At 67.2% G+C, this 16,791-nt stretch carries 9 protein-coding genes; 4 read left to right on the forward strand and 5 right to left on the reverse strand.

Features of this window, described 5'->3' with window-relative positions; all coding sequences use genetic code 11:
• Positions 1–11: 11 nt before the first annotated feature.
• Genes AB0958_RS23300 through AB0958_RS23315 form a run of 4 tightly spaced genes read right to left on the reverse strand, consistent with a single transcriptional unit; the run spans position 12 to position 11,501 of the window.
• Positions 12–1,877: a DUF1998 domain-containing protein gene (locus AB0958_RS23300; RefSeq protein WP_366892383.1), complete on the reverse strand. Its 1,866-nt coding sequence runs from the start codon at positions 1,875–1,877 to the stop codon at positions 12–14.
• Positions 1,874–5,128, reverse strand: coding sequence for a helicase-related protein (locus AB0958_RS23305; RefSeq protein ID WP_366892384.1), 3,255 nt, complete (start codon positions 5,126–5,128; stop codon positions 1,874–1,876). Before AB0958_RS23305 ends, AB0958_RS23300 begins: the two co-directional genes overlap by 4 nt.
• The gene (locus tag AB0958_RS23310; protein WP_366892385.1) at positions 5,125–7,029 is read right to left on the reverse strand and encodes a UvrD-helicase domain-containing protein; all 1,905 of its coding nucleotides are present in this window, start codon (positions 7,027–7,029) and stop codon (positions 5,125–5,127) included. The genes AB0958_RS23305 and AB0958_RS23310 overlap by 4 nt, the downstream gene beginning before the upstream one ends.
• The gene (locus tag AB0958_RS23315) at positions 7,026–11,501 is read right to left on the reverse strand and encodes a DEAD/DEAH box helicase (protein ID WP_366892431.1); all 4,476 of its coding nucleotides are present in this window, start codon (positions 11,499–11,501) and stop codon (positions 7,026–7,028) included. The genes AB0958_RS23310 and AB0958_RS23315 overlap by 4 nt, the downstream gene beginning before the upstream one ends.
• Before the next feature lie 87 nt (positions 11,502–11,588).
• On the opposite strand from AB0958_RS23315, the gene AB0958_RS23320 reads away from it, so the two are divergent.
• Positions 11,589–11,783: a hypothetical protein gene (locus tag AB0958_RS23320; RefSeq protein ID WP_366892386.1), complete on the forward strand. Its 195-nt coding sequence runs from the start codon at positions 11,589–11,591 to the stop codon at positions 11,781–11,783.
• A gap of 208 nt (positions 11,784–11,991) precedes the next feature.
• Here the strand turns inward: AB0958_RS23320 and AB0958_RS23325 are convergent, their stop codons facing one another.
• The gene (locus AB0958_RS23325; RefSeq protein WP_366892387.1) at positions 11,992–12,255 is read right to left on the reverse strand and encodes a hypothetical protein; all 264 of its coding nucleotides are present in this window, start codon (positions 12,253–12,255) and stop codon (positions 11,992–11,994) included.
• 476 nt (positions 12,256–12,731) lie between these two features.
• On the opposite strand from AB0958_RS23325, the gene AB0958_RS23330 reads away from it, so the two are divergent.
• From AB0958_RS23330 to AB0958_RS23340, 3 genes are read left to right on the forward strand one after another with little or no spacing between them, the layout of a single operon-like run.
• Positions 12,732–14,909 (forward strand): helix-turn-helix transcriptional regulator, encoded by a 2,178-nt coding sequence (locus tag AB0958_RS23330; RefSeq protein ID WP_366892388.1) that lies wholly within the window; start codon positions 12,732–12,734, stop codon positions 14,907–14,909.
• 3 nt (positions 14,910–14,912) lie between these two features.
• Complete coding sequence (locus AB0958_RS23335; protein ID WP_366892389.1) at positions 14,913–15,908, forward strand: hypothetical protein; 996 nt, start codon at positions 14,913–14,915, stop codon at positions 15,906–15,908.
• Positions 15,905–16,783: a DUF6339 family protein gene (locus AB0958_RS23340; RefSeq protein ID WP_366892390.1), complete on the forward strand. Its 879-nt coding sequence runs from the start codon at positions 15,905–15,907 to the stop codon at positions 16,781–16,783. Before AB0958_RS23335 ends, AB0958_RS23340 begins: the two co-directional genes overlap by 4 nt.
• Positions 16,784–16,791 lie beyond the last annotated feature (8 nt).

Consider the following 16,791-nt stretch of genomic DNA (forward strand, 5'->3'; position numbering starts at 1 on the left):
CGGCTCGACCTTCAGGGATGCAGGATGCCGGCGAAGAAGCCCACTTCGGGATCGTCAGGGGTTCCGACGAGCAGAGCGCGGTCCAAAAGGATGTTGTTGTGCTCGCAACTCGTCTCCGGGAGCATCACACAGGCGTGGCAAGCCGCCAGATTTATCCCGCCGGCGCCGGACGCCTCGGTCTCCATGCAGAGTGGGTCCGAGGAGCACCACTCGGCGCGGTGTACCGCCGAACGGACCATGCGATCGAGAACCTCCGGTTCACCTTGAGCGACCAGGCCACCCAGACTGCCTGCGGAGTCGCTCGTCGCCGTGTAGACGAGTACCCCGGCCATGTCGTCGGCGGCGTACAGGCGCTCGCGCAAGGATGCGGCCGGGTAGCCCGCCTCCAGACTCCACTCGTTGATGAGGACGTGGGCCAGGGTGTGCAGCAGCACCATGCGCGGGGTGGCGGGGGAGGCGACGACCTGGCTCGGGTCTTCGGCCCGCCGTTCAAGCACCCGCTGGTGGGCGGTACGCATCCGTTCGATCCGGGCCGCCACCGCGAGGGTCTTCTCCCAGGCGTCCAGCCGGTCCTCGTCCAGACGGAGGAATACTCCCTCGCCCCGCACCTCCATGGCCGGGAGCCAGCGGAGGGGGCGTTCGGACAGTGGCATCTCCTTGGCATCGGCCGTCGACTCGGCGTCGACGAGCCGGGTGAACGCTTTCAGAGTGCGCACCTCGCGGAGCTTCTTGACCAACATCGGGCCGGTGATGCCGAGAGGGCCGAGCACGCTCTGGTCGCCCAACGGCGTCTCGCAGACGAACTGCTCGTCACGGGTGTGCTCGCTTTCGTCGTTGCCTGCGCGGAGACGCTCGTACTCCTTGTTGCGAAGGGCTCGGTAGCGGTGGTCGAAGGTGGGGGTCGAGTCGCCGCCCGGGTCCTCCTCGCGCTCCGCGTCGAGCAGCGCCATCACGTCGTCCAGCGGTACGGGACACTTCCCCTTGAAGACACCTCTGAGGTAGATCTCGACGTGATCGCGCTCATCGTATTCACGAAGTGCATCCCAGTGTTCGGCGAGTGGATCCGCGCGGCCATCGCTCCACGGCGGGATGGAGAGCGCAGACTTCAACACCGGCTGCCATACCGCAGACGAACCGCGCTGCAACGTGCGCAGCGGAAGTCCGCAGTCCTGAGCAGGGGCGGATGCGCCTAGCCACGGACGGGGACCTCGGCACTTGAGGCCCAGGTCCTTGAGAGCGTTCCTGCGGAAGGAACCCTCCATCGAGACCTCGGGAGCCTGTCCACAGGTGCAGGAGACCAGGATGGAGCGGAGCGAGGCAGTGTGCCCGGACGTACGCAGTTTGAGCTTTCCTCCGCACTGTGCCGTCGGCGAGGCCCCGCGGTCCTTGGAACGGTGCACCCATTGCCAGTACGGAAACTCGCCGAGATGTCCGGCCTCGCAGGCGACGACGAAACGGGAGGGGACCAGGTCGACGTCACACGTGCCGCAGACGCTTCTTCCGGTGGGCGGGTTGAAGTCGCGGTGCCGCTGCAGGTCGTTGCATTCGGGGCAGGCGTGCATCAAGGGGAAGCGACGGACCCGGAGGCCGTCCTTGCTGGTGTCATCGGAAGCCGGCGGCAGCCGGAAGTAGTCGACGTCGAGCAGCCGAGCCAGTCGCCGTTCGTGGATTCGGGGGGACTCCTCACGACTCCAGCTCTGCTCGGCCTCGTCGAGCCCCGAGACGATGAAGGACTCGTGATCGACGGCGATGAGCGAGCCGACGCCGTACGTGGTGATTGCCTGGGCGCGACGGACCGCACCTCGCCGCGGAAGGTTGTGTGCGGGAGCGGCGCCGTTCGTACCGGTCCGGCGACGGCGTGCGGGAGGCGGGGTCATCGGGTTCCTTCCATGAACAGGGCGGTCTCGGCATCGACGTCCCGCAGGCTCCACAACGTGGACCACGCGTCCACGTCCTCGGACTCGTCGTCGTACGCCTTCAGCAGCGAAGGAGTACGACGGCCCCTCTGGGGCTCGAACAGCAGGCCGCTGTGGATGTCGGCTTCCTCGCACCACCATTCGACGAACTCGTCGAAGGCCTGGGACACGGCGTCGCTCTCCTCCGGCGTGACTGCCTCGACGCGCTCCAGGAGGATGGACTTGATGCGGCCTCGGAGCACGTCTTCATAGGACTCGACCTGACCGGCACCCTCGTTGGGACGAGCGGCGGGAATCATGATGCGGGCGAGGGCGACAATCACGGCGTGCAGACCTCGGTCACGGGCGCGGGCGGAGAACGGGGTGACGGAGGTGGACTCGACTTCGCGGTACAGCGCCGAGTGGTAATGCTGGAAGCTCTCGTAGTGAGAACGGTCTCTGGATCGTGTGGAGTTGAGCATGACCGCGACCAGGCCGGGGTGCGCGCGGCCGACCCGGCTGGTGGCCTGGATGTACTCGGCGGTCGTCTGTGGCTGGCCCATCACGGCCATGAGACCGAGACGGTCCACGTCCACGCCGACCGCGATCATGTTGGTGGCCAGGAGGACGTCCACGGCGTCGTCGTCGGGCCACCGCTTCTCGATGCCCTTGAGGCGGGTGGGGATCTCGCTCGCGTCGATACGACTCGTCAGCTCCGAGTAGTTGGCGATCGAGCGGACATCCACCCCCTCGCGTGCGGCGAGCAGCTCCAGATAGGCCACCACGTCGTCATGGACCTGGAGTTCGGCCGCGGACAGCAGCCGGAGGCTGTTGAAGTATCCGACGAGGCTCCAGTACGCGTCGCGCACCTCGTCCTCGGTCTTCGCTTGCTTGGCCCGGTGCAGCAAGGTGGCGTACGTACGGATCAACAGGGTGGACTGACTGGTGCCGGGGGCCAGGAGGCCGACGTAACGTCGGCTCGCCTTCTCCTCGCGCGGTGTCTCCACGGCGAACCACGAGTCGCGGGCGTCCAGGCCGGCCGGCGGGAACTGCCGTACCTTGCGGGCGAAGAGGTGGCGTCCCTGATCGGCGGCGCGACGGATGGTCGCTGTGGAGGCGATCACCTTGGGCCGGTCGGCGAGGGCGTCCACGGCAGTTTCGTACAGGCCGGTGAGAGTGCCCAGCGGCCCGGAGATCAGGTGCAGCTCGTCCTGGACGATCAGCTCCGGGGGAGGGGTGCCGTCGGCCGGATCGTCGCGGTTGAAGAGCGCGGAGGTGGCCGGACGCCACGGCATCGAAGCGAACTTGTCCACGGTCGCGATCACCAAGGTCGGCCGCGCGTCGTACACTGCCTCGTCGATCAGATGGACGGGGAGCCCGTCGGTGAAGTCGCAGCCCACGCCGGGGCATCGGACGTACATCCGTCTCGCGTCCTCGTCGACTTCGTAGTTCCGTGCGTCGAGGCGAGTACCGCACCAGGGGCAGGCGTGCAACTGGACGGGATTCTCCGTGGCGAGGCGCTTGTCCAGGTTCCTCCGCAGTTCATCGAGCTTCATGCCGGCCGCGGCCAGTGTGTTGGGGGTGGCAGAACGCCCCACCCACATACCGACGGAGAACTCCTCATGGCCCAGCTCGGGCGTCCGGCGTCGCATCTGCTCCATGGCACAGAGCAGAATCGCCGCTCGCTCGAACTGCTGGAGGGTGAGCAGTCGCAGGGTGTAGCGCATGAGGACGGTGACCCCACCGCCGTGCGCGGCCCTGCGGATGCGGCGCAGGAACGACGTGAGGGCGATCAATCCGAGGTAGGCCTCTGTCTTGCCACCACCGGTGGGGAACCACAGGAGGTCGGACACCTGCCGATCGTCGTGCGCAGAATCGTCGATGCCTGCCAGGCAGAGCAGCATGAAAGCGATCTGGAACGGGCGCCAGCGGCCGGCGGACAGGACGGGGGCGCCTACTCGGCCGTCCTTCACCCACTTGCTGCGGGCGCGCTGATCCGCCATGGCGCGGTTGGCGAGGCGGAACGCACGCATGAGGTCCGGCTTGGTCCGCAACAGCTCGATGCCTTCACGGATACGGCCGAGTGCTTCGCGGCAGGCGCTCACCTGGTCCCGGGCGGGCTTTTCATGGTTGGTTCCCGTGAGCGCGTCCGCCTCGGCCGACTTACGGTCGATCCAGTGTTCGTATCCGGTGGCCAGTCCTTCCAGAGCTGCCAGAACCTCGGCATCGGGCTTTTCGGCCAGCCCCGACATCGACAGTGCCGAGCTGTCGATCTCCGGGTTGGAGTCGGTGAGCAGCACTTCCACTGTGGGCACGAACTGGCTCCGCACCTCCGGGACCGCGGGCGTGACGGTTTCGGTCATACCGATCGGCTGCGGAGCCCAGTCCCACTCGGCCGCGCAGCCGTGGCCGACCGCGAAAGTCGGGGCGTGGCGGTGCAGCAACCGACTCGTGGCGATCTCCGGATCATGGGCAGCGGTTGGAGCGGGACGCTCGACGAACACGGAGGACCCGTCGGCGGCTCGGACAGTCAGACCGCACTGGAACAGGGAGAAGGCGTCCTGAAGATCCCGCTCGCCGACCTTCTGCGTGTTGATCAGTGTGACGGTGATCGTGACCGTGTCGTTGACCGGATCGAGGGGCCGGACGTTGACATGCAACGCGGCCTCCGGAGTGAGCTCGATCGTGTTCTTCGGATCCGGTCGGGTCACGTCGATGTGCTGTTCGGGGAGGGCGAGTTCCCTGCGCCGCCAATGCTCTCGCTGGTCGGCGGTGGTACGGGCCTCGGCGCGGCGGGCAGGGACGGGCTTGCCGTCGGCGTCGGTGGGTTCATAGACAGCCGCGCGGGCGGTGACCACGATGACACTGCTTATGGTCGGGCGGACTGCGAAGGTCAGGCCCATCGAGGAAGGACGCCTGTCCCCTGAAGCGGGGACCTCCTGCGCGGTGCCGGACTCTTCGACGTCTTCCCGGGTGAGCAGAGGGGCGGCGTCCAGGCCTTCCTGCTCGGCCACGTCCTCGTCCTGCCGCTCCTTCGCGGCCCCGTCCGCAGCACGCGGATACAGCACACCGGTCAGGTAGCGGTCGATCGGCGCGTCCTGGGTGAGTACCTCGTCCCGATCGTCCGGCTCGGCATCAGTGGCGGGACCGAGGAGTTCACGGCGGAGCCCCACCAGGAGTTCCTCGTCCCGGACCCGGTAGTGCTCTGAGAGTGGGCCTGCCACCTGCGTCATGCGCGCTGCTCCTCGTAGTCGTCAGCTCTCCGGTACCGGCCGATGCCGGTGATCCGCGGGGCGATCCACACGCCTCGCTCACCAAGCCCGGCATTCGTGCCGGCGGCGGTACTGCCCGTCACGGTCTCCAGGGTGTCGATCCGCAGGCCGTGGATCTCGTCGGGCCACCAAGGGTCCCAGGTGCGGTTCACCTTCTGTACCTGGAAAAGATCCTCGCGGAACCGCTGCGAGGCCTCCCCGATCTCCTTGCCGTCGTGCACAAGGGCATACGGCGGGCTCTCGATCTCGCTCATCGGCAGGTCGTGGCGCTTGCGCAGCAGCACCTCCTGGCCGGACTGCACGTGCTCCAGGAGATACGCCTGGGTGGCGACGGCGTCGCGCTGGTGGCCCGGCGGGTCATTCCGGCATACATCGCCCGACTCGGCGACGATTCCGTACCTGTCGTACGACCGCCACGACCCGAGGTAGCGTCGGCCGTGGCGCCGACCCCCCACACGCTTGAAGTGCGGAAGCTCGGGTGGGGCCACGTGGTAGAGATCCTGGCGGGCACGCGTCATGGCCACGTACAGGGCGCGGGCTTCCGCGGGAAGGTCCACCTCGTCCTGGTGCCGCTTGTGCAGCTCCGCGGCGGTCGGTGGCGTCAGGACGATCACGCGGTCGAATTCCAGGCCCTTGACCCGGTGCACCGTCGAGACGACGACGCGGGCGTCCTCCGGGTCAGCCACTTCGTCCGGGAACCTGCCGTCGGCGACCGCGCGGCGCAGCCGGTCCAGATCGAGCACCCCGCGCCCCGCGCCGCGTGCGACCCTGCGCAGCACCGGCCACAGGGCGGTGACGTCAGGCTCGTAGGGAAGAGAGATCTCGGAGAGGAGAGTGCGGAACCGGTCCTCGGTGAGGCCGGTGGCCTCGGTGCGACGCAACAACTCCGCCACCCAGTAGGGCACCGGACGCTCCTCCAGCGGACGCCGCAGCCGGTGGTCGATGCCGCTGGCGTGCAGCAGGCCGGAGACTACGAGGGCCTGCTGGTTGTCACGGGTGAGGATGGCGCACGTGTCTGAGAGATCCCGCAGGCCGTCCAGGGTGAACTCGTCGTCGAGGGTGCCCATGCCGTTCGCCGGATCCAGGAGGAGATCGCGCAGTTCCTCGTAGAGCCTTCCGGCTTCGTCCGGGTCCGTGACCTGCTGGAGAAGGGGGCCGTGCGCCAGAGCCACCCGGGCCTCGGCCGTGGTCGCCCGGAAGTTCCTCGTGAGACGCAGCTCCACCAGGTCGTCGGGGTAGGAACCGCGCAGCCAGTCGAAGAACCGGCCCGTCTCGTCGACGCGTTCGCTCAGGTCCTCGATCTGGAAGCCGTACACGGACTGGGCGGCGTCTCCGACGACGGTGAAGCCGCAGCTGTCCTGGTACCGGTCGAGCAGCGTCTCCACCAGCTCGCGACGCCCGCCCAGCAGGTCTTGGACCTCGTCGATCACGACATGGGCGGGCGGGAGCGCGTCGCCGATCTCCAACGCGCCCTTCTCGATCGCGCGGGTCGCGGCGGCGATCCGCTCATCGAAGCCGATCGCTCCCCACTCGCCCTCCGGATGAGCCTGGAGGAGGACCTCGTAGGCCCACGCGTCGAACGTGCGGGCGCGTACCCGCTGGGCTCGTTCCCCGTGCCGGGAGATCCGTTCGCGCAGTTCCCGAGCGGCGGCCCGGGAGAAGGTGAGTACCAGGATCTCGGCGGTCTCCAGCGCTTGGTCCTGGTCCTCGTGGCCGCACAGTGCGTCGAGCCGGCGCACCAGGGTGTGCGTCTTCCCCGCTCCGGCGCCCGCGGTGACCAGGACACGCGCATCCCAGGGCTGTTCGACGACGGCCAGTTGCTCGTCGGTGAGCGGAGGGCTGTCCTGGTAGACGTCGGTCACTTCCGGCTCCAGAGGTGCTCGAACTCGGTGAAGGCGAGGTCGGTGTCGAAATTTGTGATGTTGTCGCTGATGTTGAGGATCAGACAGCTGGGCTTGCCACCGTTCAGGGGTCCGCGCAGTCCGCGACCGATCATCTGCTGGTACACGTTGTGGCTGAAGACCGGCCGGGCCACGACCACGGCACGAGTGGCCGGAGCGTCGAATCCCTGGGTGAGCACACCGTAGTTGGTGAGCACCCGGATACGTCCGTTTCGGAAGTTCTCGATGCGATTGCGACGGTCCTGCGTGCTGGTCGTCGAGTCCACGGCGGCGGACGGGACACCCCGGTCGTTGAGCATGGCCGCCAGGTACTTGGCATGGTCGACGGAGGTTGCGAACAGCAACGTAGGCCAGTCGTGCGGCAGTTCGGTCACCGAGTCGACGATGCGCAGACTACGCGCGTGGTCGTCGGCGAGCCGCTGTTCGGCGGAGCGGGAGAGCACGGCCATGCGATCGGCGTGCGTCTTCTCGTCCCGGGTGAGTTCGATGTGGCCGCCCTCAAGGGTGCGGTGCTCGACCTGGGCGAGCATGCCCCAGTCCTGGAGGTCGCGATACGGGTCACCCGACGGGAAGACTCCCTGGTCCAGTCGCCGGTTGCCGAACCGGCTGACCAGACGGCGAGTCTCCTCCTCATTGGTGTTCCGGAACGGGGTGGCTGTCAGGCCGAGCAGATGCCGACCGGTCTCGTACTGGGTGAGCCCCAACTGGCCGAGGATCTCGGTGTACCGCTTCGAGATGGCGGTGTGCGCCTCGTCCACGATCACCAGTGCGGCCTGGCGCAGCCAGGAGTACTGGTCGGTACTCAGGCATCGTTCAAGTTTGGCATCAGTGGCGACCACCAGGTGTGGGTGATCGACGACGTTCCCGACCTCGTTGGTGCTCCACAGCCGGCTGATGGTGAGCGGGCGTTCGGCTCCCACTTTGTTCCAAACGAACTTCCAGCTCTGAACCGCCTGTTCGCACAGCTCCTCGGTCTGAGCGATCCAGAGCAGCGGACCCTTAAGGTCACCGACCCGCTTCACCCAACGGATCACTGCCTCTGCAGTGACCCGGGTCTTGCCGGCGCCGGTCGGCAGGGACAGCATTCCGCGCTGGGGGGCCAGTCGGTCGAGCATGGTGGAGATGTTCCGGACCAGGTCCTCCTGGTACTCGTGGAGGCTCGGGAAGTCCCGAGGGCCCTCGACGGTCTCGAACGGAGGCGGGGACGGGGTCCTCGAACCGGCGAACGCGACAGGCAGCTTCAGCTCCGAGACGAACGCGATAGCTGCCGACGAACCGCCGTATGCAACAGGCGCGTTGGGGAAGCGCGCCTGGATGTCCCGGGCGTGCTGTTGGAGCACTCCGTCACCGTGCGCGTTGAACGCCATCTGCGCGATCCTGCGCCCGGACGGCTCCACACCGTCGGCCGCCTGCAGCTCGGCCTCCATCAATCCCTCGGGGAGTCCGGCCCGGAGCGCGTCCGCACCGATCAGCAGCTCGATCTTGGTCACCACGTCCTCGGCCTCGCGCACTGCCTTCTGCGCTGCCTTCAACTCGCTGTCGCGTGCCATACGGTCCTGGTGCTCCAGAACCTGACGGCAACCGGTAGCACCGAGGCCCAGGCCGAGTTCGCGGTCGACCAGGCGCAGCATCGGTTCGGGGTCCAGAGGAACGCGGACCTTGACAGTGCTGTCCTGGCGTACGGCGTCCAAGGGGGAGGCGTGAGTGCCGTTGGGCGTGCGGGTGACTTCCTCCAGTTCGCTGCACCGCTGCACCATGCTGTTGCGGTTCCCGCTGTTCAGACGCTGCCGCAGGGCGGGGAACAGCTCGACCAGCGGCACGGGGTCGCCCTCGGGGACTTCACGGGTCTCCAGGCTGATCACGTCGGAGTAGCGGAGCATGCCCCACTTCTCGATCATCAGCTCGGCGTCGGCGGCGGTCGGTACGAGCAGCGCCGGGAGCTGCTCGGCGCGCAGCGCCTGGTACTGAGCGGTCCCGACGGCGACGGTGATCTCGCTGTCTGGCCGCGTCTCCCAGATGTCACCGGTCCGGCACCGGGTCAGCGAGTCCTCGGGGAAGTCCGCGCCGAACCGGGTCAGCATCACGTAGGTGGCGCCCACGAAGGAGTCGTCCTCGCTGCGGGTCACCTCATCGAGGAGCGCGTCCCAACGGTCGGCGGGGACCTCGTCAATGGTGGTCGGGAGCCGCAGCTTACGGGCCTTCTCCGGAGAGATCTCGGCAACCGGCAGTACGTCGCGGTAGGCGGCGAGCTGAGGGCCGACGGCTTCCTTCAGCGGCTTGATCCCTTGGGAGGTGACGGCCGTCCCGTACTTCCACAGCATCCACCGGATCGGTGAGGCGACCGGCTGCCGGGTGTTGGTCTGTGTACCGATCTGGCGTGTCCAGTTGTCCACCACGGCGTCGTCGGGCAGCACCTTCAGAAAGGCGGCGCGGGATTCCTCGGAGAGAGCGCGGAAGACATGGAGCGGGCCGCCGATCGGGGCGCCGTCTGTCTTCATCCGGTTCAGCGCAGGGCGCGGGGCGCTGCTGTCCAGGCGGCGCAGGTAGGAGGTGTGGAGGGCTTCGCGGTACTCGTCGTACCACGCCTCGCCCTCCTGGGGCCGGATACCACCGGACGGTCGTTCCCGCAGACCGACCTGGGAGAAGAAGGGGGTGTCATCGGAGTGGAAAGCCATGTCCACCGCGATACTCGGGTCCCGTTTCGCGTCGACCACGACACCCGGCAGCATGCAGTCCTCGACCGGCCGGAACCGACCGTCGGCGGTCCGCACCCGGAGCGTAGAGCGTGCCGCGGGCACCCGCTCCAGGACCTTGTGGGTGAGGCGACGAACCCCGGCCTGCCGGAACAGCTCCCAGAACCGCTCCCAGTCCGATTGGCTGTAGTGGTCGAAGCCCTGGTCGAGAACGCTGTCGAACCGGCCCTCGACGTCGGCCTCCCGAATGCCAAGGACGTCGAGGGCGTGGGTCAGCGAGGGATCCTGGGCGAGTTCGTCGACCACGTACACCGTGGACTCGCGCAGTCCGTCCTGGTCGGTGCGGCGGAAGACCTTGCCCTGCACAGGGGGGACGAGACCGTCCTCTTCGGTGAGGACGATGTGGGCCTTACGGGCTTCCTCGGCGAACGGGGAGCCGACCTCGATCATGTCGGCGAGAATGCGGATCGCCGTCGCGGAGGCCTGCACGGTGCCGCTCTCCACGAGGGCCTCCAACCAGTCGCGAACGTCGGCTCGTTGGTGCTTGGCCGCATCAAGGATGTGTTCGACCTTGCCGGAACGCAGAGCATCCGCTTCGACGTTCGGATGCAGCCAGTTCGACGGACGGTCCGGGCACTCGTGCCACCACCGCAGCCAACGCAGGAGAGACTTTGATTCCTTCCTCGGGTCCTTGGGACGCGGGTGCATCCGCAACTCGGTCGGTTTGCGCAGCACGCCGTTCTGGTCAGGAAGGGACGCGTTCACCGCGGCACGTGTCCAGATCTCCTCGGTCAGGAACTCGTCCGCCCAACTGATCGCCTCCTTCACGCGACCGGGCAGCAGCGGGAGGTAGGCGGCCGGGTCCTCGGCGGGAGCCAAGGCCGGGAGCGACTCGACGACCAGTTGCGCGGCAGCGCGGATCATCTCCTGGTTGAAGGGGGAGGAGTCGAGGAGGTTCTGCCGGTCCTCGTTCGTCTTCCAGGCGCCGTTGAGGATGCCGCTCAGCGACATCTCGTACTTGGTCGGGAAGAAGGACCAGAACCTGCCCCGCCCGCGCGCTCGCGGGCTGACGTACAGGCCGCTCTCCGGATCCTTCTCCAGGGTGGGGACGCCCCAGGCGAGGTCGAGCGAGAGCCGGCCATGCAGCTCTCCGGCATCTGCGCTGGCTGCCGGCCCGGGCTCGTGGGTGGTGGTGAACACTCGCCACCGGTCGGTGGTGACGGCCTTGCCTGTCCGCTCCTCGACCACGGTGTGCAGGTCACCGGTCTGCTGGGTGGTCAGGGTCCGACGAGCCATGGGCCGTGGCCGGCGGTCCTCCAGTACGACCTTCGCGACATGCGGGGAGAAGAGCTGGAAGCCGACCGGGAACTCCTCCCGGGGCTCGCCGTGGTCCTTGGCGCGACCACCGTGCATGTCCCGGCCCAACCGGTCGGCGGCCTTACGGAGCAGGGGCAGGCGGACGACGGTGGTGGCCCAGCTCAGCAGCTCGTTCAGGACGTGATCGGAGGCGCGCTCGGCCTGCACGTCCAGAGGCCGGGCCATCCGCAGCACCGGGGCGTCGAACTCCGGGCCGTAGCGTGCCGTCACGCCGGGCACGGCTTTGATCTGCTCGTACGACCAGGCGCGGTCGAATCCGAAACTTCCGGTGCTGCTGAAGAATTCCGGTGCGTCGGTCACCACGAGAACCGATTTGACGCCCACTCCGAATCGCCCGATCTGGCCCCCACGCTTCTTCGACATGCTCATCCGAAGAATTGTCTCCGCGCCTTCCGGGGTCACCGGCTCGCCCTCGTTCGCGCAGTACAAATGGGTGCTCGTGAGGACGACATGGACTCGCCCACCCCGCTCGTCGGCCATCTCGTCCGCCGCGTTCTGAACGAGCTCGAAAAGCTGGCGATCACCGTACCCGCCCTGGGTGATACGGCGCTCGCCATTGGCGTGCTCGGCCACGAGGCCGGGGTCCACGGCGTAAGTCTGCAGGACACGCGAGGACTGTTCGAGAACGGTTTGGATTACCGGTGAGGACGAAGACAGCACTGCTACTGCGCTCCTGGGGTGTCAAAGGTCCGGGCGAAAAATCGAACGGCGGGCCGACCGCCGGCGTCGTCGGCCGGCCCGTGTTCATCCTGGCGCTGGGCGTGATTTCCACAGTGCCTTCGTGAAGCGGTGGGTTCACGGGGAAGGCGTCGGTTGTTGCGAGACTGATACTTCGGGCCCGTGACGTGCTGAATCAGGCCGAGGGAGCGGTCTCGTCCGGCAGTCCCTGGACCAGCTTGGCCAAGGAGGGGAACCGGTTGGCGAATTCCTCTTCGGGCACGTCGAAACGGTGAAGAACACCCCGGACTTCGGCCATGCTGCTTGCCATCTTCATGGCCAACCAAAATGAACTGGAGTCCCGTTGCGAGTCCAGCGACTCGTCGTCGTCCTGCTCATTCATCGAGTGATCCACCCCTAAGGTCGCATCCTGCAGTTGCACAGGGGTGTATTCGAGCACACGTCCCCCGTGTGTAATGAAATGGATAAAGTTGGGATTCGAGTGGGACTTTCTTCCGATGAATCAAGCTAGGGGGCGGAGACCCGTTTGGCCAGTCTTTTTCGGAAGGTAGTTCGATGTAAGGTTTCGGCGGCGTGTGCGGCTGAATTTTGGGCGCACTTCTCCCCTTGCCGCCCGGCCCTCCCTGTTTCGGGGTTTGCGGGCGAGATGGGATCGCCATCGTCAACGACGGTATCGACCGTCACTCGAAAGCGCAAGCGCAACTTGCCTTTGCTGAAAGGGAGTTGATCGTTCCACTCAAGGAAATGGGATTTTATGGGTGGAAGTTGATTATTCGGGGCAACTTGGACACCGGATATGGACGACTGGGTGAACGAGCTCGATCAACTGTTGGTTGACGTTGTCGCGCGTGTCAAATTAACCTCGTGGCCCACGACGTGCGAGGCGCATGGGACCGAGGAAAGAGCAGGCAACGCGTGGAGACAGGTGAGGAGTTCGGGCCCTGGTTGGCCCGACAGCTCAAGCTCGCAGGCAAGACGCAGGCCGAACTGGCCGACGAGCTCAAGCTGACCCGGGCCGCCGTGTCCGCCTGGATAACCGGCAGGTCGACTCCCCGTCCGACCGTCATGACGGACATAGCCAGGGCGCTCGGCACGGATGTGGGTACGGTGCACACCCGTACCACCGACACCCAGGCCGGCCTCCCGGTCTTCTGGTACCACCGCCCCGGCTACCGTGACGGTGGCCGTGACCTGGGCAATGCCGCCGCCTTCGCCTTCGACGCCGACGTCCAGGTCTTGGCCCGCGAGACCTGCCAGAACAGCCTCGACGAGCGCCTGAAGGAGACAGGCCGCCCCGTCAGGGTCCGCTACACCCTGCACGAGCTGACGGGGAAGTTCCTGGACGACTTCCGCGACGCGATCCTCTGGAACGACCTCTTCCCGCACTACTCCGCTGTATCGGAGACCGCCGGGAACCAGAAGGTCGGCCGGGTCGTGGACGCCGGGGTGCGCGACATGTACGAGAAGGGGCGCCTCGTCCTGCTGCGCATCGACGACTACAACGCCTCGGGTCTCACTGGCGACGACTATGAGGACGGCAAGTTCGCCGCCGTGATCAGGCGTCAGTTGGAGAGCCTCAAGTCCGGTCCCGGTGCGGGGGGTTCGTACGGCCTGGGGAAGGCGACGCTCTGGGCCACCAGTGCGCTTGGCCTCGTACTCGTCAACTCCACCCTGTCGGAGCCCCACGAGGGGCGTACCGAGCGGCGGGTCATCGGCCGCCTGGAACTTCCCTGGCGGGAGGTCGAGGGCGTGCCGTACGCGGGTCCGGCCTGGCTCGGACGCCCCGACCCCGATACCCCCGGCGCCGAGGTGGCACGCTCTTGGTGGGCGGACGAGGAGACCGTGGCCCGTCTCCATCTCACCCGGGACAGCGACGAACCGGGCACGTCCTTCCTCGTCGTCGGTGCCCAGGACGTGGCAAGCCTCGACGAACGCGAGTCCCAGGACGATGAAGAAGAGGGCGTGGATGGGGAGGAAGAGGAAGGCGGCGAGGACACCCGCGACATTCGCAGGATGCACCGCCGTCTGGTCGAGGCGCTGGGTCGCGATTTCTGGGCCGCGATGACAGGCGCGGGCGGCAGGCTTCCGCTCCTGGAGGCATCCGTCCGCACGATGCGCAACGGTGAAGTCGTCCTGGAGGAGGAGCAGGTCGACCCCTCCGTCGAGCAGCCTTCCCGGACCCGTGCCCTGCGGGCGCACTACGAGGGTGCCACCGTGGACCGGCTCACCGAGGCCGGTCAGGTGGCGGCGCGGAGCATTCCGTTGAAACTGCCGCTGTCCGGAGGCCCGAAGGGCGGAACCCTCGGGACGCACCAGGCGATCCTGCTGGTCACCGATGTCATGAGCGACGGTGAGGAGAAGAAGAACGGGCCGAAGAACCAGATGCATTCGCTTCGAGGCAACCGTATGACCGTCAAGAAGGCGTCGGTCCCGAACCTGCCCATCGGAACCAATTCGTTCCAGGCCGTGCTCCTGGTGGGAGAGGCCGCCGGTGAATCGGCCCCCTTCGCGAGCGAGGCCGAGGAGTTCCTGAGGGCGGCGGAGCCGCCCGAGCACGACCGGTGGGGGCAGACGGAAGAACTGGCTCTGCGCTGGTCGCCCTCGGCCTATCGGAGGATCAACTCGTTGACCACGGAGGCCAACAAGGCTGTCAAGGAACTTCTCGCACGACCTAAGCGCGGTGTCGGTGGTGCCGAGGGTGGCGAGGCCCTGCGCAAGGCGTTGACCGTGAAGAAGAAGCCGAAGGCCAAGGTGCCCACCGGGCCGGTGGTGCCGGAACTGGAGGCACTCGACGCGACGATCGGCGACGAAGGTGAGTGGCGGATCACCGCGGAGGTGAAGATCCCGCGCGGCGACGAGATCGTCCCGATGGTGCCGGTCGCCCAGTTGGACGTGCGCTCAGGTGGTCGCCCGAAGCTCGACTGGGCGGAACTCGTGGCCGTCGAGGGCTGTGAGGTGGAGGACGGGATCCTGCGTTTCGCTCCCGGCACGCGACGCGCGACGTTCCGTGGCCGCACCGACGTCACCAGTCATCCGGTCAAGGCGATGTTCACCAGCCTCGTCCTCGAACTCCGTGCCGGCAAGGGGGAGTGACGCGTGAAGTCCTACCCGTACGCTCGGCTCAATCGACCGGTCACACTCAGGGTTACCTCGGTCTCCCTCAAACTGCCCGACGGCACCCGGGATCAGCTGGAGACCAGCGCGTTCTCCACTCAGCAGCAGGCTGTCGCGCTCGGCATCGCGGGCCACGCCGACTGGGTGAGCGCCACGATCAGGATTTCCGCGACGCTGCCGCCCGGTGCGAACGCGCCGGATGCCTCCTGGTCCGAGCTGCGCGTCCTTGCGGTGGTGACCGATGGCGAGACCAATGTCCGTAGGTCCACGGATCTCACGCGGGACACGGAGGACGGCCGGGACTGGTCGGGATCCGTCGAGGTGCTCCGTGACGACCACCTGGGGCGTGCCTCCCTCGCCGCCTACGCGGTCGGAACGGTGGACGGAGTGCGGGGGCGGTCCATCGCCGAGACCGACCGGAACTGGGTCGTCGACACGATCTCGGACGATCCGATCCAGGAGTTCCGACTGGAAGTGCGGAGAGCCTCCTTCAAGAAGAGTGCGCGGGAATGGTTGCAGGCGTACGCCGATGCCCCCTGGGCCGTGGACGCTTCCGCCCGGGTCCCGACGGTGTTCGTGAACACCGATGTCGAGGGGATCCTCGGACTACTGGACAGCAACGGTTCCGCTCTGGAGAGCAAGGTACGTGACCTCTTGGTCGCCCAGATGGCCACCGACGTCTGGACGGCGGTGTTCCACGGTGCCATCGGCGACCTGGAGGTGGAACCCGGCGCCGGTCCGGTCTTCCCCACGGGCTGGCGGGGAGAGGTGCTGCGGGAGATGCTCCCGGACGTGGTCCCCGGCGTACACGTCGAGGAGGCGCTACGACAGGTGCACCGCCGTCGCACCGGCGACTCGGGCTGGGTGGAACTCCAGACCCGCATCCATTACGCGGCGATCCGCCGAGCCGATGCCACCAAGGCCCTCGCCTATGTCATTCGCGGGCTGGAACAGATGAACCGGGAGAGCGAGACGTGATCACCAAACCCAGCCATGTCCCGGAGCGTCTGGCGCTGCTCGACTCCTCGACCGCCGACCCGTTCCTCACCGAGGGGCTGCTCAAGGGTGAACAGGTGCACGCGGGCATCGACCTCGCCAAGGTCGTGGAGCCGCTTCCGGAGGACGACGCCAGGTGGTGGGTCGAGCCGATCCGAAGCCTCGTGGAAGACGCCATGTTCGAGTTTCGGGAGGATCGCACCCGAGCTGACGCATGGCTCGCGCCACGGCTTCACGCCACGTTGCGCCTGAGACGACGAGAAGCGGCGGACAAGCGTCTGTGGAACCACCTCGCACTGGCGGTGGCTCCCGACTACGTGGTCTGGCGGCACCTTTCGGAACCGACGACGAGGAGGCCGGAAAGGCGTGTCCCCGCGGAGCGATTCCGGGGACCTGCCGACCGACAGTGCTTCTCACGCCTGTGGTGGGCAGCGGAGCTGTTCAGGAACGGAGCGGACTACGAGCCCGTCGAGGCAGCCTGCAGAAACCAGGACCTCATCCACAGTGTCCTGAAGAAGGAGATAATCGACCACCGTCCCACTGCGCAGGCCGTGGTCCGCCTGCTCAAGAATGGATTGGTCACCACCGGCCGAGAGGTGGACGGCCTCAGCGTTGCGATCAACGCGGCCGGGGCCACCCTGATCTACGACATCCTCGCGCCGGACCAGCCCCGCGACCCCGTCCCTCTGCGCGACTGGATCGCGGAAGCGGAATCAGCGCCGCCGGTCGAGCGGTACGAACTCCCGAAGGGGCCCGACGAGGATCCTGTGCCGGAGGATTCCGTGGTCGCGCTCACCGACTACTTTGCGGAGCTGTTCGAGACCGCGCCGGTCAGGGGCAGGAAGATCGAGGACTGACCCGGCGC

This window comes from Streptomyces sp. NPDC006655 (genome assembly GCF_040703965.1).
Lineage (GTDB): Bacteria > Actinomycetota > Actinomycetes > Streptomycetales > Streptomycetaceae > Streptomyces.